Below are 19,564 nucleotides of genomic sequence, written 5' to 3' on the forward strand. Positions count from 1 at the left end.
CCACCCAGAGGCCCATCCTCGCGGCCAATTCGAGCAACACCCTTGCAGAGGGCATGGTTATCTACCGTGGAAGGCCTACTACGAGTGAGTTGGGATGCACTGATGGCCGAGGACGGCAGGGCGATAGCCGACGATGTGTTAGAGCTATTCGCCACGCTCGACCGCGAACTCGCGGTCGTAGCGTTATGAACGCACGCTATCTCGGATTTCTGCGTTGTCCCCGTTGCGGATTGGAAGCCCCAGAGGGCGAAGCATCGTTCGGATGTCCGGACTGCTCCCGCCGCGGTATCGGAGTCAATCTCACCGCTGCATACGCGTTGACGCCGGGTTCCTTGCCATGGGAGGCGTCCCAGCCGGGCATCTTCGGCTTCCGCCGGTTGTTGCCGCTGGCGCCCGACGACGCCCCGGTAAGCCTGGGAGAAGGTGCGACGTCCCTGCTTCCGCTGAACCGGCTGGGGCCTCGATTGGGCTTGCACAGACTCATACTCAAAGACGAAGCCCGCAATCCGACCTGGTCTTACAAGGACAGGCTCGCCGCGGCCGCCGTCACCAAAGCGAAGGCATCCGGGGCTTCAACCGTCATCGTTTCCTCAACCGGAAACCACGGCGCGGCGGTCGCCGGGTACGCCGCTGCGGCTGGGCTTGGCTGCGTGGTGCTCACCGTGTCGTCGGTACCGCGCGAGATGCGCATTCTGATGCAGGCGTATGGCGCCTGCATCGTCGCCTACGACAAAGGCCCGGACCGGTGGTCGGTACTGCGGGCAGCGGTCGAGGCGTTCGGCTGGGTACCGATATCTGGGCTTGTGATCCCCCCGATCGGCTCCAACCCGTTTGGCATCGAGGGATACAAGACGATCGCCTACGAGCTGTGGCGCCAACTCGGCGAAGTGCCCGACGTTGTCGTGGTGCCAACCGCCCATGGTGACGGGTTAGCCGGTATTCGCCGGGGATTTTCCGACCTTATCGGTTTGGGTCTTGCCAGCCGTATGCCCAGGTTGGTTGCGGCCGAGCCGTTCGGCGCCTACTCCCGCGGGCTCCATTCCCAAGAAGGACAGCAGCCAACGGTTCCCACACGCCCTTCGATGGCGTTCTCAGTGGGAACGCGTAGGGCCACTTATCAGGGATTGGACGCGATAAGAGCCACCAACGGGACGGCAGTGGCCGAACCAAGCGATGACGCGATCGCCCGCATGCAACTCGTATTAGCCTCGGCCGAAGGCATTTACGCAGAAGGCGCGTCGGTGTTGGCGGTGCTGGCCGCTCAGCAACTTGCCGAGCGGAGGTGGATCGATCCCGATGAGAGCGTGGTGCTGTTGTCGACGTCGACCGGGTTGAAGGATCCCGGCTCGTCCGCGGGCCACCTGCCCCACCTACCGGTTCTCGAGCCCACCTTGACGGCTCTCGAGGCTGTGCTGCCGACAGGCATGTGCCGATGACCATACGGACGTGATCGCGTGAAAACGGTTGCCACTCCAGCTTCATCACGAAATCGAGCTTTAGCGAGCCCGGATCCGGGCCACGATGGAGGTACGCGGCTGCCGTGGCCTATTTGACGACGCTGAGAAACGACCGGTGCCGCGGGCCGCTTATCGGTGCGACCGGCAATTCCCTGGGTGGCCCCGCGGCAGAGTGACGTGTTGTCGTCAGGTCATCCATCACCTCGAACCATTTACCGAGGAGGAGTGGGCATGGGCATGCTCGGCATGGAAGGCATGTTCGGCATCGATGGCATCGGCGACATGGACGGCTTGTTCGGCATGGATGGCATGTTGGGCATGTTGGGCATGTTCTCCATCGGCATCTTCATGCCTTTCATTTCGCTCATCATTTTCTTCATGTCCGCTTTCATGCTGGCGCAACAGTCTTCTTTCATGGAGTGACAAGAACTCGGGTGCGCGAAGATCAGATACAGGCCGGCGGCGATGATGAAGATGCCGGTGGCGATGCCAGTGACGGCGAGGGCCGGGTAGAGCCAGCGCGTCCACGCCGGTGTGGTAGGTGCCGGAGTGGTCGGGGTCGGTTCTGTCATTGTTGCCTTCTTTCTGGGTCTTCCACGGGCGAACCAAGCTCATACTAACCTACTTAGTAGATTAGTGGAATGGCGGGCCGCGAAGTAGGCTACGGCTCATGACGACGTCCAGTGGGGTGCGCGGCCCGCATCGCCTTGGCGAGCTTGAGGCCGACATCATGGCCGTTCTGTGGGACAACGCGCAGCTCGCCACTGTCCGCCATGTCCTCACCGCGCTGGGACGGCCCGCGGCATACACGACGGTCATGACGGTGATGGAGAACCTCCACAGGAAAAGACTGGTGACCCGCGAACGTGTGGGCAGGGCGTTTCATTACCGGCCCGTGTGGAGCCGGGAGGAATACACCGCCCGGCTGATGCGCGACGTACTAGGGGCCGCCAGCGACCACGAGGCTGTTTTCACGCACTTTGTCTCTCAGATGACGGCGGAGGAAGCGCGCAGCCTTCAAGCCGTGTGGCAGCGCAACCAGAAATCCCCGAAGTAGGCTCATGCTGATGGCGTTGTGTGTCCTCGCAGTCGTATTGCTGAGCGTGTCGGTAGTGCCGGCCCTGCTGGACCGGCTAGCCCTCGGCACCGGTCCAGTCACGCGTCTTGCCGCGTGGCTAGCGACAGTGATCACAGTTGTCGGTGCGGTGTTCGCGGTACCGCTGATCACAGCTATCAAAGGGCATTTCGTCGCTGCCGCGGTTGTCACCGTGCCCCTGTTGGTGTTGGCGTACCGAATTTACCGCCGTTACAGCGGCATAATGATCCGTGCCCGCGACCATGCTCTCGCGGTGCGACTTATCGCCCGCTCCGCCCCAGGGCTTCGAGCACAGACCGCTGTGGTCACAATTGATTCGCCAATTCCGTTGGTGTACTGCCTTTCCGCGCGCACAAACGTCATTGTCACCACCACCGGCGCCCACGACCGGCTTACACTCACCGAGATGGATTCCGTGCTCGCCCACGAGGAAGCGCACTTACGTCAACGCCATGCGCATCTGCGGGCCATCGTCCAGTCGATTGCCGCCGTCGTGTGGTGGCTGCCGTTCTTTCGGCGCGCCGCCGAGCGCATTACAGACGCCACCGAACTCTGCGCCGACGCTGTGGCCACCCGCCACCATCATCCGCACACCCTGGCTCGCGCTCTGATGGCGTTGGCCCCTGCTCCGGTGAGCGCCATCGGGGCGGCACTAACCGGCGCACCGGAACGCCTCGAACACCTCTTGCATCCACCGCAGCGACGCCACCGACGTCACCTCGCGATGGCACTTGTCGCCATAGCTCCGACCGCCGCGCTTTTCGGGATGACGCTGGGGTGCCCTCTCATGGCGGGATTCTGATCACTCCTCCGGATGCGAGACCTTGCCACCTCGAGCCAATCAGCATTGAACAGCGCATTGGCGCTTCGGCGCCGATGTTGCACTTGGGCTACCTGATTGGCCCTTCCGAGAGCACGTCCCAGACGGGGCCGGCTGCGATCCCCAGCGCGAGACTAAGTCCGGCGGCAAGTATTGCGGTGGGTGCAGACCATTTCTCGGGTGCCAACTCGTTAGCTGCGCCTTCGGTCCGCTGGAATGACGGGATGATCCAGCGCAGGTAGTAGAACAGGCTGATCAGGCTGTTGACGAACACCACCAGGGCAAGCCACGCCAGGCCACCGTCCCAGGCGGCGGAGGCGGTGGTGAGTTTTCCGACGAACACGGCGGTCGGCGGGGTGCCGACCAGACCCAGCAGCGCCACCACAAGCGCACCGGCCAACCAGGGACGCGCACGCGCTAAACCGCGGTAGGAGTTGAGATCACGCCATTCAGGCAGTGCGGTGCTGACCGCGAACGCCGCGCTGTTGGTCAGGGTGTAGCCGGCCAGATAAAACAGCAACGACGGCAGTGCGAGGTCGCTGCGGCCGGCAACGGCGATCGGTACGAGAAGATAGCCCACTTGGCTCACGGTCGACCAGCCCAACAGTCGCCGGGGATCATGCTGCCAGTAGGCGGCCAGATTGCCCAATGTCATACTCGCCACGGCGAATACCGCGATCAGCAGTGGCCATGCCACGGTGTCGGGCAGCACGGTGGCCAGGCGATACAGCGCGATGAGCGCACCGATCTTGGGCACCGTGGTCAAGAAGATGGCCGCTGTTCCGTTGGCCCCTTGGGCCGCGTCGGGAACCCAAAAGTGTGCGGGCACGCCGCCGGCTTCGAACATCAAACCCGCCAGCACGGCCACCAGACCGGCCGCCACCACCGCGGCCGGTGCCCCGCCGAGTCGGGCGACGAGTTGGTCGTAGCGAGTGATCCCGGTGATCCCGTAGAGGACGGTGACACCGAGCATCAGCGTGATGCCGAACAGGGCGCCGATCAGGTAGGTCTTCAGCGCCGCCTCGGCCGCCGCCGCCGAGCGCAGCAGCCCGATCAATCCGTAGAGCGGGATGCTGGCGAGCAGGTATCCGGTGATCAGGACCAGCAGATCGTCGGCACCGGCCAGCACCAAGATGCCGGTGGTCGAAAAGAGCAGCAGCGCATAGGTTTCGCTTTCGCGGGCCGCTCCGGTGATTTCGTCGCCGGCCACCGCGAGAACCATCAGAACTCCGATCGCGGCCGCGATCCGGGCCAGGCCGGTGGCGGTGTCGATGGCGAAGGTGCCCTCGAATGCGGCCTGATCCGAAGCGGTCATGCCGACCACCGCGGCGGCGACGGCGGCGATAAGTACTGTGGCGGCGACGACGCGGGCCCACCACTGTTTGTGTCGGGGCAGAAACGATCCGCCGATCAACACCGCCAGCCCGCCGCCGAAGATCAGCATCTCGGGCAGCATCAGCAGCGGCCGCATCCCGGTTTCGGAGTCCATCGGCTATCTCCCGACTAGCCCGATGACCGCGTGGGCGGCCGGCTCGATCAGATCCAGCAAGGGACGCGGAAACACGCCGATCGCGACCGACAGCGCCAGAAGGATTCCGGCAGAAATGGTTTCGGGTGAACGCAAGTCGGTGAAGGCTCGCGAGTGACCCCGGGTGTCGCCGGTGAAGACATGCTGTAGTGCCCGCAGAAACAGCGCGGCGCTGATCAGGATGCCCGGCAGTGCGACCGCAGTGACCGGGGCGGCGGCGATGCTGCCGGTGAAAATCTGGAATTCGGCGATGAATCCAGAAAATGCCGGCAGCCCAAGGGAGGCGAACGCGCCGACCGCGAACAGCGCGGCCAGTTTCGGCGCGGGCGTGGCCAGACCTCCGTAGCCGTCCATGTCGTAGCTTTCGGCGCGGTCGTAGAACACGCCGGCCAGCAAGAACAGCGCGCCGGTGATCAGGCCGTGGCTGACCATCTGGGTGACCGCGCCGGTGACGGCGACCGCTCGCGCGTCGGCGGTGCTTGCGGAGACAAGGCCGGCGGCGCCGACCGCCAGCACGATGTAGCCCATGTGGTTGACCGAGGTGTAGGCCACCATGCGTTTGACATTGTTCTGCGCCAAGGCGACCAGCGCTCCGTAGAGCACCGACACGATGCCGACGACGATGATCACCCACGCCCAAGCGCGCCAGGCCTGCGGCAACATCGGCATCGCGATCCGCACAAATCCGTAGGTGCCCATCTTTAGCAGCACCCCGGCCAGCACCGCCGAGCCGATGGCCGGCGCATCGGTGTGCGCCGGGGGCAGCCACGTGTGGAACGGAACCGTGGGCGTCTTGACCGCCAGACCGAGCAGGATCGCCGCCAAAACCAGCCCACCGACCAGCGCGCTACCGGACAGCGGTGTGGTGGCCGTGAGTTCGACCATGTCGAAGGTGTGCGGTTCGGAAGCAATGTACAGACCGATGAAGCCGACCAGCAAGGAAAGCGAACCCAGGAACGTGTACAGGAAAAACTTCAGCGCCGAGCGGCCCGCGTCGCCGTGGCCCCAACCGGCGATCACGAAATACATTGCGACGATCGACAAGTCGAAGAACACGAAGAACACGATCAAATCCGCAGCGACGAACAGACCCAGGCTCACGGATTGCAGAAACAAGAACAGCGCGGCCTGCGGCCGGGGCCGGTCGCGGTTACGCAGGGAGTAGAGCGCGCAGGCCAGGAAGACCACCGCGGTCATCACCACCAGCGGCAGCGATAATCCGTCCACGCCGAGGTGGTAGCTGCTGTTGACGCCCGGGATCCAGCGTGCCCGTTCCTCGAACGCCAGACCGTTCGGCGCCGGCGTGTCATAGCGGGCCCACGCCACCACGGTCAGCGCCAGATCGACGGCGGTGACGAGGACCCACAGCCAGCGGGCCGCGGCATCACCGCTGCGCGGCAAGCCGAGCACAACCAGCGCCGCGGCTAGCGGCAGAAAAACGATCAGACTCAGCACAATTCACCTCACCGCCACGAGAAGCAGGACACTCAGCGCCACAACCACCACAGCCGCGAGATAGTACTGGTGCAGCAGGCCGGTCTGCGGTTTGCGCGCCAGCTCCCCGAGCCGGCGCATGCGCGCCGCCACCGCCTCGACCGCGGCGTCGACACCGCGGTCATCGATGCCAGCCGCCCGCCTCGCGGCCCGCAGCGAGCCGGCCGCGATCTGGTGCACGGCCCGGTCAACCACCCGATCGTCGAACCGGGCCAGCCGGTCAGCCAGCCGCATCGTCGGCCGCACAACCGCCACGTGGGCGGCCCGTTCCAGGCCGAGCCAGCCAGCGGCCCACCGCGGTTCGGGCACCCCCCAGCGCAGTACCGCCGCCACGACAGCAAGCGCCACCAGCGCCGACGCCGCGAGTTCGGGCACCGCCGCCGATGCCGTCCGGCCGTTGTCGAGCACGCGGCTCAGCGCCGGCGCGATCGGCGGCAACGCCAGCACCCCCGTCACCGCGGCGCCGAGCGCAAGCACCACGACAGGCAGTTGTTGGAAAACGTTGGCCCCGAGGTGCTTCCGTTGCTCAGAGTCTCCAGAAGGTGCCGCTTTGCGCCACATGGCAACCAGGATCTTCGCGGCGTAGGCGGCTGAGAGCGCGACGCCGACGAGCCCGGCCGCATACAGGGCAGGGGAGTGGTCGAGCGCGACCGTCAGCACCGCATCCTTGGTCGCCCACAAGGACATTGGCGGGATTCCCGCCAAGGCGACGGCTGCGACGGTGGCCGACCAGCCGAGCAGCGGCCACCGGCGAGCGACACCGCTAAATTTGTCGAGCTGTTTGGTGCCCAGCAGCGACAGCCACACTCCGGCGGCCAAAAACAGCCCGGCCTTGGTGGCCGCGTGCGCGACCAGCTGCGCGGCGCCGCCGCTGACCGTGCCCACACCGGCTGCCAGCACCACGAACCCGAGCTGCGCCGACGTGGAGGCGGCGAGCAATTGTTTGAGGTCGCGCTGGGCCACTGCGACGGCACCCAGCAGCACCGCGGTCGCGACACCGGTCCACGCCGCGGCCTCGGCGGCCCACCCGGTGGCCGCCAGCAGCGGCTCGACCCGCAGCAGCAGATATGCGCCCATGGCGACCATCGCCGCCGAGTGCAGCAAGGCGCTGACCGGGCTGGGGCCCTCCATCGCGCGGGAGAGCCAGAACGAAAACGGCAGCTGCGCGGCCTTACCCAGGGCGGCGACCAGCACGCCGCCTGCAATCACGTTGCGCCACGGGGTGTTTGCGTCGGGCAGATCCGCCAGCGCCAGTCCCGCGCCTCCGGCCAGCGCGGCGCCGGCGGCCAGATACAGCCCGAGGTCAGCGGTGCGGGTGGTGACAAACGCGGTAAGCCCCGCCGACACCCTGAATTCGTCGCGCCACCAGAAACCGATCAAGGCATAGGACGCCGCGCCCATTACCTCCCACGCCAGCAGCAGTGCCGGCAGCGTCGCGGCGGTCGCGGTCAACACCGCGGCGGAGGCGAACACCAGCATCAACCCGTGGAATCGGCTCGCGGCTTCGCGAATGTCCCCGACGGCGAATACCAGTACCAGAAAGGTCACCACCGCGACGGCGGGAACCACCACCGCCGCCAGGGTGTCCACGGTCAGCGCGAATTGCGCACCGGCGAGAAACGACACGCTGACCGCCGGACGGGTAACCGCCACCGCGATCGACAGCGCCACGACGACCGCCGCCGTCGCCACTGACAACCCGCCCGCCCACCGATCCGCGCGGCGGGCAAGCAATAACGCCGCACCGCCCACGGCGGGAACGAGGATGAGCAGCCACAGGGCCAGCTGCGCCGGTGCAATCACCCCGCTCATCCGGCCAGGTCGGCGGCCATGTCGGTCATGTCGGCCCGGCGCTCACGATGCAGCAGGGTGGCCACCGCGAACCCCATCGCCATCTCCACCGTCATGGCCGCGATGATCACCAGCAGCAGCACCTGCCCGGCCGGCGCGGGCTCGAGAAACCACCAAAACCCGCCCGCGGCAAGGATGACCGCGTTGATCATCAGCTCAAGGCCCATCATCACCATGACCACGACCTGCTGCGACAGCGCCCCGTAGAGCCCCACGCTGAAGAGCGCCGCCGCCACCAGCAGCACCGTTTGCAGCGTCATCGGCCCAGACCCCCCGGCTGTGCATCGGCGGCGGGTCGGTGCTTGAGGTCATCACCGAACCGGTCATAGCGGCTCCGGTGGGCCGCCAGAACGATTCCGGCGACGATGGTGGCCACCATCACCGGGCTGATCACCGCCATGGCCAGCATCTTTGGGCCCATCACTTCCTCCCCGACCGCGACAGTGACATCCGGCGGCGGTATGCCGAGACGCGACGGCCAGTCAGTCAGCAGAGTCCCCGCGGCCAGCACAATAAAGGTTCCCACCGCCGCGGCCAGTGCCCGTCGGTTGTCGTGAACCATGTTCATCGGCATCAGCGCCGGGTTCATACCCATGAACATCACCATGTAGACGGCCATCACCGCCATCTCCATGACCATCATCAAGATGGTCACCACGCCGATGTAGTTCTGCTGCAACAGCAAAACCGCGACACCGACAGCAACGAATGAGAGGGCCAGCGCGTAGGTGGCCCGGGCCATCGAATTGACGATGAAGACCGCGGCTCCGGCCACCACTGCCATCACGGCGGCGACCCAGAACACGATGTCAACGATCATGTGTCAGTTCCTCACTGCGATAACAGCTACGACGAGGTCTTGGACGAGGGTGAGCGGCAACAACACCAGCCAGCCGATCTCCATGAATTTGTCGGGCCGCAAAACCGGAACCCGCCCGCGTAACCACACGAACACCGATAGCAGCGCAACGGTCTTGAGCAAGACCCACACCCAACCCGGTAACAGCGGTCCGGCGCCGCCGCCGAGGAACATCGGCACCGCGAAGGCGGCTCCGGCGGCCAGCAGGGCGTAGCGGCCGGCCTGGAACACCAGTCGGTCCACGCCGGACAATTCGGCGGTGACGCCGCCGACGATATCTGCGCCCAGCGCCGGACTGAACGGCCCCCACACCGCAAACGCCACCACGCCAAGGCAATACACAAAGAAGGCGATCGGCATCCACACGACGAACCACAACCCGTGCTGAGCGATGACTACATCGGCCACCCGAAGGCTCTCGGCGGCGATGGCCGGTGCGACGAGCGCGAACATCAGCGGCAGCTCGTAGCCCAGTCCGTGGGCCAGGAAGCGATAACCGCCGACAAGCGAATGTGCGGAGTTGGGGCCCCAACCGGCAAGCCACACCAGCGCCCACACCATCACATCCATCGCGTTGAACCACACCACGCCGACATCGAAGTCGAACAGCGTCCAGCGCCCCAGCGGTACCACCGTCACCATCAGCGATGCGACAACGATCAGTCCGGCACCACCGATCCGCCATAGCAACGTGTCCGCGGCCACGGTGGTGCGGCGACGCTGGCGCATCAACCGAGCGACCTCAACAACCGCTGTCCTCGCACCGCCCGCACGCACCCCGGTACCGCGGGCAGTGAGCACACCGTCGAGAGTTGCCGCATAAAGGCCGAGACCCATCACCAACGCCGCCCCGGCCAGCCCCCACACCCCGGGCACCGTCGTGATCGAAACGTCAACCATGGCGACCGCCCGCGGGTGTCGTGTCGATACCAAGGCTGGCAATCACCAGTCGAGCCGTCGCAAGGTCGAGGCCACCCACCAGATGAGGCACTGCGCCGACAACCCTGGTTGAAATCGCGTGAGAGTGGTTGACTTCAAGAGGATTCGAAAGCGCCTGCCGCGCCATGTCGACCCGAGTGAGCAGACGGTCGTAACAATCGCCGGCCAATGCGGCCGGCAGCCGCAAGCGCTCGCAGTCCTCGACGGTCAACGAGGCTAGGTGGCGCAACGACCAGCGCAGCACCCGCCTCCGTCGAAGCGTGCCATGCAGGTTGTCGAGAAGTGACCGTCCGCGGTCGAGGTCGTGTTCGGTCAGCAGCGAATCGCGCGCCGTCCGGGCAATCGCCGCCGCACGCGGCCAACCAGCCAGCACCAGCAGATCAGTGACGTGATCGCACTGTCGCGCCGCGACCACCGCCGCGTCATTGTGGTCTTTTGGGTGCCTATTCTCATCAGGAGATTTGCTATCCATGACCCAGGCCTCGACCTCCGCGAGCATGTCTCCCTGCAGCGAGCACCGCAGCACCAATCCTGCTGGCCAGTAGCAGAGCACCGGACCGAGTCGCACATGCAACACATCCATTTCCAAGCCGTCGCGGTCGTCGCCGCCTTCGGCCAGAGCGATCCCAGCAGGCGCCATGTCCATGTCGCCGTGGTTCATGTGTTGGTGTTGGCTGTGCTCGCCGTGGGTGGTGACGTTGTGGTCCATATGCTCGTGCTCAGCATGCTCCATGCCGCCGTGGCTCACCTGGTGGTGGCCGCTGTGATCGGTGCTGTCGTGATCAGCGCTCAAGTTTGGAGACTGAGCGCGTTCACAAGCATCGGTGCGTTGCATATCGATATCGAGCAACTGAACGGCGGCCCGATCCAGGGCCGACTCCACCAGTTCCGAATCGGGCGCGTCGATACGGACACGGGGCCCGGGTAGCTGATCCCAGAGTCGGTCGATCGCCTCGCTCAATTCGGGCCCGGGCGCGCCGCAGACTGCCAACACGTCGGCGTCGGCCGGTGATGTAGCCGCACACCACCCGCGGGCACGAAGTCCGCGGTCGGCCTCTGCGCGCACCACCCAGTACCCGGGCGTCTCCACGGTGAGAACGTGTGCGCGCCGCGCTCCGCATCGTGCCAACAGCCGCGTCACACCCATCGCAGTGCGCCCTCGCGCCATGCCCATACCACGGCCACGAGCAGCGCCGCCAAAAACAGGAACATTTCGGTGATCGCGGTGGCACCCATTTTCGCGACCACCAGCGCCCACGGGTACATGAACAGCATCTCGACGTCAAAGGCGAGAAAGACGAGAGTCGCCAGATACCACCGCACGTGATAGCGCGACAATGCGTGCTGCTCCGGTGGCCACCCAGACTCGAACGGCAGTATAGTCAGCGCACTCTGGCTCACGGCCGAAATCCGGTGCAAGCCATAAACGCTCACGACCGCAGCCACGGTGCCCACCAGCATCCACGCCACGCCTGCATACATCGCGACTCCTACTTCCGTTCAGTGGTCGGCAGTCAAGACGATGTCAACGCCTAGTGGTGCCGGCTCCCGAACGACCACTCGTCGCTGGTGAGGTTCCAGCGATACCGGGGCGTCGGCAACCCGTCGCGATCGGTTGGTCCGCTCTCGCCAACTATCTGCGTCATCGCTACCTCAGAGTTCCCAACCGTCGCGCAGCTCGACCGCGCGATTCCCGGCCGCATCCTCCCGAGCGCCGATCGTGGCGTTGGGTCGCGCCGAGGGCGCACATCAACGCACAATGTGCAATAGCGCGCACCGCAGGATGTTTGACGGTTCTGAACGCCACTGAGGTCATTTCCACTCCGGTTGATACATGCTACTCGTCGGTCGTACCGTACCCCGCCATGGTATAGATTACGAGACACGGAGAGTAAAAGGCTACCTGACATGGCTACTCTGTTGCGACAGTAATCGTCAGTCGGTGGGCAAGCTGGCCACGAACCGGAGGATCGCAGCGTTGAATACGTCAGGGCTACACCGCGGCGGCCACCGACGACGACCTTGAGATACGTTGAAGCGCTGGGTATTCACGCTGCGGGGCGAATCGCTGCGACGGCCAGCGCGGCTCCGAGCGGCTGATCGTGCATGAGTTGGCCCGCCAGTGGTTCAGCAACAGCGTGATGACCCGGCGCTGGCGCGAGATCTTGCTGCATGAACGAGGTTGCGCGTCAGCTCTCGCCGTCGCTGTCGGCAAACCGATCAAGCTCCCAGCTGCCTGGCACCATCGGCACCGTCGGACCGCCACCAAACTCATCGCCCGCCACCGTGGTCAAGCCCGCGACCTGAGTGGCATTGCCTTTGCGCACGGTCCCGGCAAAACCCAACGGCCCCGCACCGGTATCCGAGGCCGCCGTCGAGGCGACGGGCTCTTCAGCCGGGGGCGCGCCCCACTCGGGGTCGACTTCGACATTCATATCCATGAATTCGTCGGCGCCCCCGTGCAGCGCCGCCCTTCGGCGCCGCCGTGCCCGCCTCTTTTCTCGGGCGGCCACTGCTGCCGCCGCTGCGGTGGTATCGGGGTCCGGCGCTTTGCGTTTGGCGCTCGAGCTGGCGCTGCTGCTCATTCCCGAGCTGAGGCCAATGCGGGGCCCACCCACCAGGTAAGGGAAGGACAAGCCTGTGACGCTGGCGGCCGGCGGTGTGGGCGGCGTCGGCGGTGCGCCCGCGGCGCTGGTTGCCGCGGGCGCCGGAGTGGCGGCAGAAACCGAGCCAGGGCTTACGGCAGACGATGCAGCCGGTGCAAGCCCGACGCCCACCCTGGGCGAAGCCTCGACCGGGATCGTTTCGGCACCTGAGGGCACCGGCGCCACGGTCAGGCCGGCCAGCCCAGACAAGCCGATCGCCGCTCCCACGCCGGTGATGGCTCCCAAGCCAGCGATCGCCAGACCGAGGCCGACAGATAGCAACTGCGGGGATGATTGCGCCACACTGGACGCCACCAGCTGAAGATGGAACATGAAATCGGCTTCCATCAGGGCAAGGATGCTCGACACCTGCGACGGATCTGTCAGCAGGGCGTTCGCAAGCGTTTGAAATTGCTCGGCAAGTTCGGAGCCCCACTCTTTATAGAAGCCTGGGTCGGAGGGGCAAAGGACGTTCTCGGTTTCTCCGGTCCATGGATCTATTCTGGTGCCGCAGCCGCTGCTGTCGCCGTTGTTGTCGGATTTCTGGATCTGCGGTGCCGCTGCGGTTTGCGGCCTCGAGGCCACCGCCATGCTGGAGACTGCCTGATAGGTGCTCATCGTGGTGGCGGCCTGGATCCACATCCGGACGTAATCGGCCTCGTTGAGCGCAATCGGAATCGTATTGATCCCAAAAAAATTCGTAGCCACCAAGGTCGCGTGAATAGCATGGTTGGCGGCTAGCTCGGGCAGCGTCGGAATCGTTGCCAGTGCGGCGGTGTAACCGGCGGCCACCGCCTCATGCTGGACGGCCGCTGCCGCGCTGTCTGCGCTGGCGTGCATCAACCACGCCACATAGGGCACATTGGCGGCGACATACGACTCTGCGCTCTGCCCCTCCCACACGCCAGCCTGAACCGCCGCCAACAACGCGCTGAGTTCCTCTGCTACTGAAGCGTATTCGGAACTCAGCGACGACCACACCCCAGCCGCCGCCAACAACGGTCCAGGTCCCGGACCGGCACTCAGCAACGCCGAATGCACCTCCGGTGGCGAGGCCATCCACACCGGCGCGGTCATCGTCAGCCGCCGACAACCAGATACGACGACGCAACATCACGGGCGCACGACACCATGACAGACACTCCTGCGTCGACGGGTTCCATCAACCTGCAGAGCTTACTGAACGTGATTTTCATTATCAAGTGACGGTGGAGGACGTGTACCCGCCGCCCGTGTTCGGTGAATCGACGATTCGCTCGCTTGAGGCATTTGTCGGACACAATGAAGTTGCGCATGTCGGACCGCTGTTGTGCTCGAGTTTTGTTCAGTTGACTGTCTTGCCAAAGCAGCTGCAATCCCGCTCGTACGAGCAACAGGCGGCTGAGTTGACGACGCTTGGTATACGACCGACGGCGGGATCCGATGCGGATGGCTCATGGCTAGCGCCGGCGCCGTCGTGGATTCGGCTGACCTAAAGCGCCACCACCCCATCACTACGGCTAAGGCGAGCATGAGTGCGGTGGCGGAGGCGCACGGCAAGAGCGCCGCCAGCCACTGGCGTCGCCGACCAAAGTTAGTACCGGCGGGCGTTGTGAATCGGGCCGGACGAGGCCATCGACACTACTTTGACCGGCTGACCGTAGGTGGAGGAATGGACCATCAGACCGTCACCGACGTAGATGCCGGCGTGTGACGCGTCAGAGTAAAAGGTGAGCACGTCACCGGGTTGCAGGTCCGACAGCGCAACAGGCTGCCCGCCGTGGGCCAACGCCTGGCTGGAGTGCGGCAGCGCGATGCCGGCCTGCTGGAACGCCCACATCACCAAGCCAGAGCAATCAAAGCCCCCGGGCGCGGCGCCACCCCACGAATACGGCGCACCGACCTGGGTCAACGCGGCCTGCACGGCCGTCGCTCCCTGGCCGCTACCCGGCGCGCCGCCGGGAAACGCCTCAGGCGCGTCTACGCCGGGCCCACCACCATTGGGCGGCAACGCTTCAGGTGCGGGCGCCGCTACCAGCGCGGCCGGCTGCGGGGCCGGCCCTGGTTCGGCCAGCGCGGTGCGCTGCCCCGGCGACAAAGAGAGGTACTGCGACTTGACGACGGCGATCTGCACCTGCAGCTGACTCTGCTTGGACTGCAGACTCGCCCGCACAGCGGCGGCCTGCTCGGCGGCGGTCTTGGCGTCCGCCGCCGATTTCGCCGACGCCTGCTCGGCTTTGGCGGCCTGATCCCCGGCTGTCCGGTAACTGGCCATCTGCGCAGACATCTCGGTGGCGATCACCCGCTGCACCGCCAGCTTGCCGATCAACTGCTGGGGCGACTCGGCGGTCAGGATCGCGTCCATGCCGTCAGTTCGACCGCCCATGTACATCGCGGCAGCAAACTTGTTGACACCGGCCTGGAAGGTTGCCAACCGAGCTTTGGTGGCTTGCGCGGCGGCTTGATCATCCGCGTGCCGCTTGTCCGCGGCCCGCTGCGCAACCAGTTTGTCGTTGAGATCGAGCTGGGCGCTGTGCATCGCCTCAGTCGTCTGTTCGGCCTGACGAGATAGCTCATTGAGCTTTGCCATGGCGTCATCGGCCGGATCGGCCAGCACATTGCCGGTAACCGCGCCGGAGAAAATGGTGATAAAGCCCGCTATCGCGGCGACGGCAAATCGCTTGTGAGTGCGCCCAGCCCAGCGTCTACCGTCATGCCCCGACCCCAAAATTTCGTATCCTTCAAACCCGTCGACAAAACGTCGAATTTGCTTTAGGTCTCAGACAGGTTACGAAACGGTATAGGCATTGTCCAACAGCGGAACATTAAGAAATCGGCAGGATCCGGGGCCGGTAGCTCGCTACAGCGGGTCCAGGCGAAGAACTCGTAGGCGATCCTGTCGAAGGTGGTGGCGCCCCGGACTGCTGCCGTTGTCCTTGTATGACTGCGCGCCGAACCACCCACCGTGCTCGGAGCCCACCAGCCGCAACCTGCTCTACGTCGCGTTGACCCGCGGCCGCGATTGAAATTGCGCGCACCTCTACGAACGGCGCGCCGGCGAAACCAAACGCGAACATCACGCCGACGAACAGCCGGGTGTGCATGTGGCTGCCGCGGCGCCGCCCAAGTGGTGCGCTTCATCGTCGCTAACCACGACGAGCGAGCTCGCACCGCGCACGATATCGCCGCCCAAACCGACGACCGCGAGCAGCTCCTGAGCGCGAGCGGAGCCTACTGGCCCGGCGCTCCAACGCCGCCCAACGCCGCCGCACCACCTACCAGCAGCGGCACGATGAAACCTCGACCGTCGAATCGAGTGGCAGCGCTCGCTCGATCGGCACCTCAGCCGCGGCCGTGAGCAAAGCCTCGGCTACCGCCTCGAACTATAGCCGGGCCGTCCAGCACTGCCCGCCGCTACCTGTAGGCCGTCACGGAATGGTATCCGACTGTCTCCCACGACGAAACGCCGGTTCGGTTCGGACCGTGAGGGCGGACTATATGTACTGCTGTACCCGATGATCCGCGGTTCGATATCGGCCATGTGAACTGAATTGCGAAACATCGTCATTGAGGATTCACCGCTCGGCGACGACCGCCTGTTCCCCCGGTCGACTGGACTGTGGCCGGGCATACGGAACCATCACCGGGTTTGATCGACACTTCGTGTCGTGTGCTTCTCTGGCGGCCAGCGCAGCGCTCGGTTGCGATTATGCCCGCGAGACGGCGCCTGCGACCTACCGCCTGAGACGTCCACCATCCGGTGCGGCACAACGCGTCGAACGAGGCGCGGCTCACCAAGTCCGGCTTGCATACCCCACTGGGGTACAGTAGAACTGGCTTTGTCAGCCAGGTTGCCTATCGATCGGAGAACGACATGAGCACGATGACATTCACAGTTGCCGGGATGACGTGCGGTCACTGCGCATCCTCGGTGCGCGAGGAGGTCGGCCATATCGCCGGTGTCAACGCGGTGAGCGTGGACCTGGCCAGCGGCACGGTGAGCATTGACAGTGACCGCCCAATCGACACCGATGCGATCGAGGGCGCGGTCGAAGAGGCTGGCTACCAACTCGCCAGCTAGGAGCCCTGTATCACGCGGCTGTTAGTGAGAGGAGTACGGCAGATGGACCCCGTCGCCGAAGCTGCTCAGCAGATCGAGCTGCAGATCGGCGGAATGACGTGTGCTTCGTGTGCGGCCCGAATCGAAAAGAAGCTCAACAAGCTCGACGGAGTCAGCGCCTCGGTCAACTTCGCCACCGAGAAGGCCAGCGTCGAATATGTCGGTGGCTTTTCACCGGATCAGCTGGTAGCGACGGTTGAGCAGGCCGGATACACCGCGCAGTTGCCCCAGCCGAGCCGGCCGGTCGCTGATAGCGACGCGGCGATACTGGCCGAGTCGGATTCGGCCGCGCTGCTGCGACAGCGGCTGTTGGTCTCACTGGCACTCACAGTGCCGGTGATCGCGATGGCCATGGTGCCGCCGCTGCAGTTCACCAACTGGCAGTGGCTGTCGCTCACGCTGGCCGCGCCGGTGGTGGTATGGGGTGGGCTGCCGTTCCACAGGGCCGCGTGGGCCAACTTGCGGCATCGCACCGCCACCATGGACACGCTCATTTCGATGGGCACGATCGCCGCTCTGGGCTGGTCGGTCTATGCCCTGTTCTGGGGCTCCGCCGGTATGGTCGGCATGCGGCACGCGTTCGAGCTGACCATCTCGCGCACCGACGGCACCGACAACATCTATCTGGAGGCTGCCGCCGGTGTCACCACGTTCGTTCTTGCCGGCCGGTACTTTGAGACCCGCGCCAAACGGCGTGCCGGTGCTGCGCTGCGCGCGCTGTTGGAGCTGGGCGCCAGGGATGTCGCGGTGCGCAGAAACGGTGCAGAGCAACGGATCTCGATCGAGCAGCTCGCCGTCGGCGACGAGTTCGTGGTGCGGCCGGGGGAGAAGATCGCCACCGACGGCGTGGTGATCGAGGGCTCCTCAGCGGCGGACGCCTCCATGCTCACCGGGGAATCAGTGCCGGTCGAGGTTGGCCTGGGTGACCAAGTGGTTGGTGCCACGGTCAACGTGGGTGGGCGGATCGTGGTGCGTGCTAATCGGGTCGGTTCGGATACCCAATTGGCGCAAATGGCCAAGCTGGTCGAGGAGGCGCAATCCGGCAAGGCGTCCGCGCAGCGGTTGGCCGACAAGATCTCCGGAATCTTTGTGCCGATCGTGATCACCCTGTCGGTGGCGACGCTCGGGTTCTGGATCGCCTTCGGCGGATCGATCTCGGCGGCGCTCACCGCCGCAGTGGCGGTGCTCATCATCGCCTGCCCATGCGCCCTCGGTTTGGCGACACCGACCGCGTTGATGGTCGGCACCGGCCGCGGCGCACAGCTTGGGATCCTCATCAAAGGGCCCGAGGTGCTGGAGTCGACCCGGCGCATCGACACGATCGTGCTCGACAAGACCGGCACCGTCACCACCGGTGTAATGACACTGCTCGACGTGATCACCGCCGACGGTGAACAGCCCGCCGAGGTGTTGCGGTTGGCGGGCGCGCTCGAGGACTCGTCCGAACACCCGATCGCCAAGGCGATCGCCAAGGGAGCCCGCGACAAAGTCGGCGATCTGCCGGCGGTCGAGGGTTTCACCAACCTGGTGGGGCGCGGCGTGCAGGGCATGGTCGAGGGCCACGCGGTCGTGGTGGGCCGCCGCCAACTAGTGGCCGACTGGTCGCAGCAGCTGCCGGAGGATCTCACAGAGCCGATGCGCCGGGCGGAATCGGAGGGCAAGACAGCGGTCGCAGTCAGCTGGGACGGCGAGCCCCGCGGGGTGCTGGTCGTGGCGGATGCGGTCAAGCCGACCTCAGCCGATGCCGTCGCGCGGCTGCGAGCGCTGGGCTTAACGCCGATCATGCTCACCGGTGACAACGAAGCCGCGGCCCACACCATCGCCGGCCAGGTCGGCATCGAGCAGGTCATCGCCGAAGTTCTGCCGAAAGACAAGGTGGAAACCGTCAAGCGGCTCCAGACCGCGGGCAAGATGGTGGCCATGGTCGGCGACGGCGTCAACGACGCCGCCGCCCTGGCGCAGGCCGATCTCGGGCTGGCGATGGGCACCGGCACCGATGTCGCAATCGAGGCCAGCGACCTTACGCTGGTACGCGGTGACCTGCGCGCGGTGCCCGAGGCTATCCAACTCTCACGCAAGACGCTGGCCACCATCAAAGGCAACCTGTTTTGGGCCTTCGCCTACAACATTGCCGCGCTGCCGCTGGCCGCCGCCGGGCTGCTGAACCCGATGCTGGCCGGTGCCGCTATGGCCTTCTCGTCGGTGTTCGTGGTCAGCAACAGCTTGCGGCTGCGCAGATTCAAGCCGCACCCGTAACCCAAGGCGACGGGTGTCCGTGGTACGAAAACAGCGACACTGCATACGGTTTGGACGCCTGCCTAAGGGGTACCGGTACGGAGGAACGATCGCCCACGCCTGAAGGAGCACTTATGAGCACCGCCAGCAGCATGCTGAAGACCTACCCGCAAGATCTCGGTGACGTTGACCGAGCCAAGCTGACCACATGTATCGACGCCTGCGTCGAATGCGCGCAGGCTTGTACGGCATGTGCCGACGCCTGCCTCAGTGAGGAATCGGTCGACCAGTTGACAAAATGTATCCGCACAAACCTCGACTGCTCAGACGTCTGCGAGGCCACCGGTCGTGTCCTGTCCCGGCACACCGGCTATGACGCCAACGTGACCAGGGCCGTGTTGCAAGCCTGCGCTGACACCTGTAAGGCTTGCGCAGAGGAGTGCGAGCGTCACCAAGCCCATGATCACTGCCGTGTTTGCGCGGAAGTATGCCGTCGTTGCGAGCGCGCATGCCGTGACCTGATCGAATCCCTTGGCTGAAA

General features: G+C 65.3%; 18 protein-coding genes and 1 pseudogene. 9 read left to right on the plus strand and 10 right to left on the minus strand.

The annotated features are described in order from the left end of the window. The first annotated feature begins 66 nt into the window (after positions 1–66). The 5 genes from AC5Y5W_RS13320 (at position 67) to AC5Y5W_RS13340 (ending at position 3,355) form a co-directional block, all read left to right on the plus strand. Positions 67–189, plus strand: coding sequence for a hypothetical protein (locus AC5Y5W_RS13320; RefSeq protein WP_500013244.1), 123 nt, complete (start codon positions 67–69; stop codon positions 187–189). 41 nt (positions 190–230) lie between these two features. Beyond that, positions 231–1,436 carry a threonine synthase gene (locus tag AC5Y5W_RS13325; protein ID WP_500013242.1) on the plus strand — a complete coding sequence of 402 codons (1,206 nt, stop codon included), beginning with the start codon at positions 231–233 and terminating at the stop codon, positions 1,434–1,436. A 252-nt stretch (positions 1,437–1,688) separates the two neighbouring features. After that, positions 1,689–1,880: a hypothetical protein gene (locus AC5Y5W_RS13330; protein WP_500013240.1), complete on the plus strand. Its 192-nt coding sequence runs from the start codon at positions 1,689–1,691 to the stop codon at positions 1,878–1,880. A 247-nt stretch (positions 1,881–2,127) separates the two neighbouring features. Next, the gene (locus tag AC5Y5W_RS13335) at positions 2,128–2,514 is read left to right on the plus strand and encodes a BlaI/MecI/CopY family transcriptional regulator (RefSeq protein WP_500013238.1); all 387 of its coding nucleotides are present in this window, start codon (positions 2,128–2,130) and stop codon (positions 2,512–2,514) included. Positions 2,515–2,524: 10 nt separating this feature from the next. After that, complete coding sequence (locus tag AC5Y5W_RS13340; protein WP_500013236.1) at positions 2,525–3,355, plus strand: M56 family metallopeptidase; 831 nt, start codon at positions 2,525–2,527, stop codon at positions 3,353–3,355. Positions 3,356–3,443: 88 nt separating this feature from the next. Here AC5Y5W_RS13340 and AC5Y5W_RS13345 read toward each other — a convergent pair whose 3' ends face one another. Genes AC5Y5W_RS13345 through AC5Y5W_RS13380 form a run of 8 tightly spaced genes read right to left on the minus strand, consistent with a single transcriptional unit; the run spans position 3,444 to position 11,526 of the window. Then, the gene (locus AC5Y5W_RS13345; RefSeq protein ID WP_500013234.1) at positions 3,444–4,862 is read right to left on the minus strand and encodes an NADH-quinone oxidoreductase subunit N; all 1,419 of its coding nucleotides are present in this window, start codon (positions 4,860–4,862) and stop codon (positions 3,444–3,446) included. 3 nt (positions 4,863–4,865) lie between these two features. After that, positions 4,866–6,356: a complex I subunit 4 family protein gene (locus AC5Y5W_RS13350; protein WP_500013232.1), complete on the minus strand. Its 1,491-nt coding sequence runs from the start codon at positions 6,354–6,356 to the stop codon at positions 4,866–4,868. Between the two features lie 3 nt (positions 6,357–6,359). Continuing rightward, positions 6,360–8,207 (minus strand): proton-conducting transporter transmembrane domain-containing protein, encoded by a 1,848-nt coding sequence (locus AC5Y5W_RS13355; RefSeq protein ID WP_500013230.1) that lies wholly within the window; start codon positions 8,205–8,207, stop codon positions 6,360–6,362. Beyond that, entirely contained in the window at positions 8,204–8,506 is a 303-nt protein-coding gene (locus AC5Y5W_RS13360; protein WP_500013228.1) for an NADH-quinone oxidoreductase subunit NuoK, read from the minus strand. The genes AC5Y5W_RS13355 and AC5Y5W_RS13360 overlap by 4 nt, the downstream gene beginning before the upstream one ends. Further along, positions 8,503–9,066, minus strand: a complete 564-nt coding sequence (locus AC5Y5W_RS13365) for an NADH-quinone oxidoreductase subunit J (RefSeq protein ID WP_500013227.1) — start codon at positions 9,064–9,066, stop codon at positions 8,503–8,505. The genes AC5Y5W_RS13360 and AC5Y5W_RS13365 overlap by 4 nt, the downstream gene beginning before the upstream one ends. A 3-nt stretch (positions 9,067–9,069) precedes the next feature. Further along, positions 9,070–10,005, minus strand: a complete 936-nt coding sequence (locus tag AC5Y5W_RS13370; protein WP_500013225.1) for an NADH-quinone oxidoreductase subunit H — start codon at positions 10,003–10,005, stop codon at positions 9,070–9,072. Then, positions 9,998–11,134: a hypothetical protein gene (locus AC5Y5W_RS13375; protein WP_500013223.1), complete on the minus strand. Its 1,137-nt coding sequence runs from the start codon at positions 11,132–11,134 to the stop codon at positions 9,998–10,000. The genes AC5Y5W_RS13370 and AC5Y5W_RS13375 overlap by 8 nt, the downstream gene beginning before the upstream one ends. Positions 11,135–11,181: 47 nt before the next feature. Next, positions 11,182–11,526 (minus strand): NADH-quinone oxidoreductase subunit A, encoded by a 345-nt coding sequence (locus AC5Y5W_RS13380; RefSeq protein WP_500013222.1) that lies wholly within the window; start codon positions 11,524–11,526, stop codon positions 11,182–11,184. A gap of 509 nt (positions 11,527–12,035) precedes the next feature. On the opposite strand from AC5Y5W_RS13380, the pseudogene AC5Y5W_RS13385 reads away from it, so the two are divergent. Continuing rightward, positions 12,036–12,221, plus strand: a pseudogene (locus tag AC5Y5W_RS13385) (M1 family peptidase); the annotation flags it as partial. A 12-nt stretch (positions 12,222–12,233) separates the two neighbouring features. Here AC5Y5W_RS13385 and AC5Y5W_RS13390 read toward each other — a convergent pair. Further along, complete coding sequence (locus AC5Y5W_RS13390; RefSeq protein ID WP_500013220.1) at positions 12,234–13,766, minus strand: PPE family protein; 1,533 nt, start codon at positions 13,764–13,766, stop codon at positions 12,234–12,236. 496 nt (positions 13,767–14,262) lie between these two features. Then, entirely contained in the window at positions 14,263–15,396 is a 1,134-nt protein-coding gene (gene ripC / locus AC5Y5W_RS13395; protein ID WP_500013219.1) for a peptidoglycan hydrolase RipC, read from the minus strand. Positions 15,397–16,542: 1,146 nt separating this feature from the next. On the opposite strand from ripC, the gene AC5Y5W_RS13400 reads away from it, so the two are divergent. From AC5Y5W_RS13400 to AC5Y5W_RS13410, 3 genes are all read left to right on the plus strand, one after another. After that, positions 16,543–16,749 (plus strand): heavy-metal-associated domain-containing protein, encoded by a 207-nt coding sequence (locus AC5Y5W_RS13400; protein WP_500013218.1) that lies wholly within the window; start codon positions 16,543–16,545, stop codon positions 16,747–16,749. A 42-nt stretch (positions 16,750–16,791) separates the two neighbouring features. After that, complete coding sequence (locus AC5Y5W_RS13405; RefSeq protein WP_500013217.1) at positions 16,792–19,044, plus strand: heavy metal translocating P-type ATPase; 2,253 nt, start codon at positions 16,792–16,794, stop codon at positions 19,042–19,044. 113 nt (positions 19,045–19,157) lie between these two features. Continuing rightward, positions 19,158–19,562 (plus strand): four-helix bundle copper-binding protein, encoded by a 405-nt coding sequence (locus AC5Y5W_RS13410; RefSeq protein ID WP_500013216.1) that lies wholly within the window; start codon positions 19,158–19,160, stop codon positions 19,560–19,562. The last annotated feature ends 2 nt before the right edge of the window (positions 19,563–19,564 follow it).

It is taken from the genome of Mycobacterium sp. NGS51 (assembly GCF_059812525.1).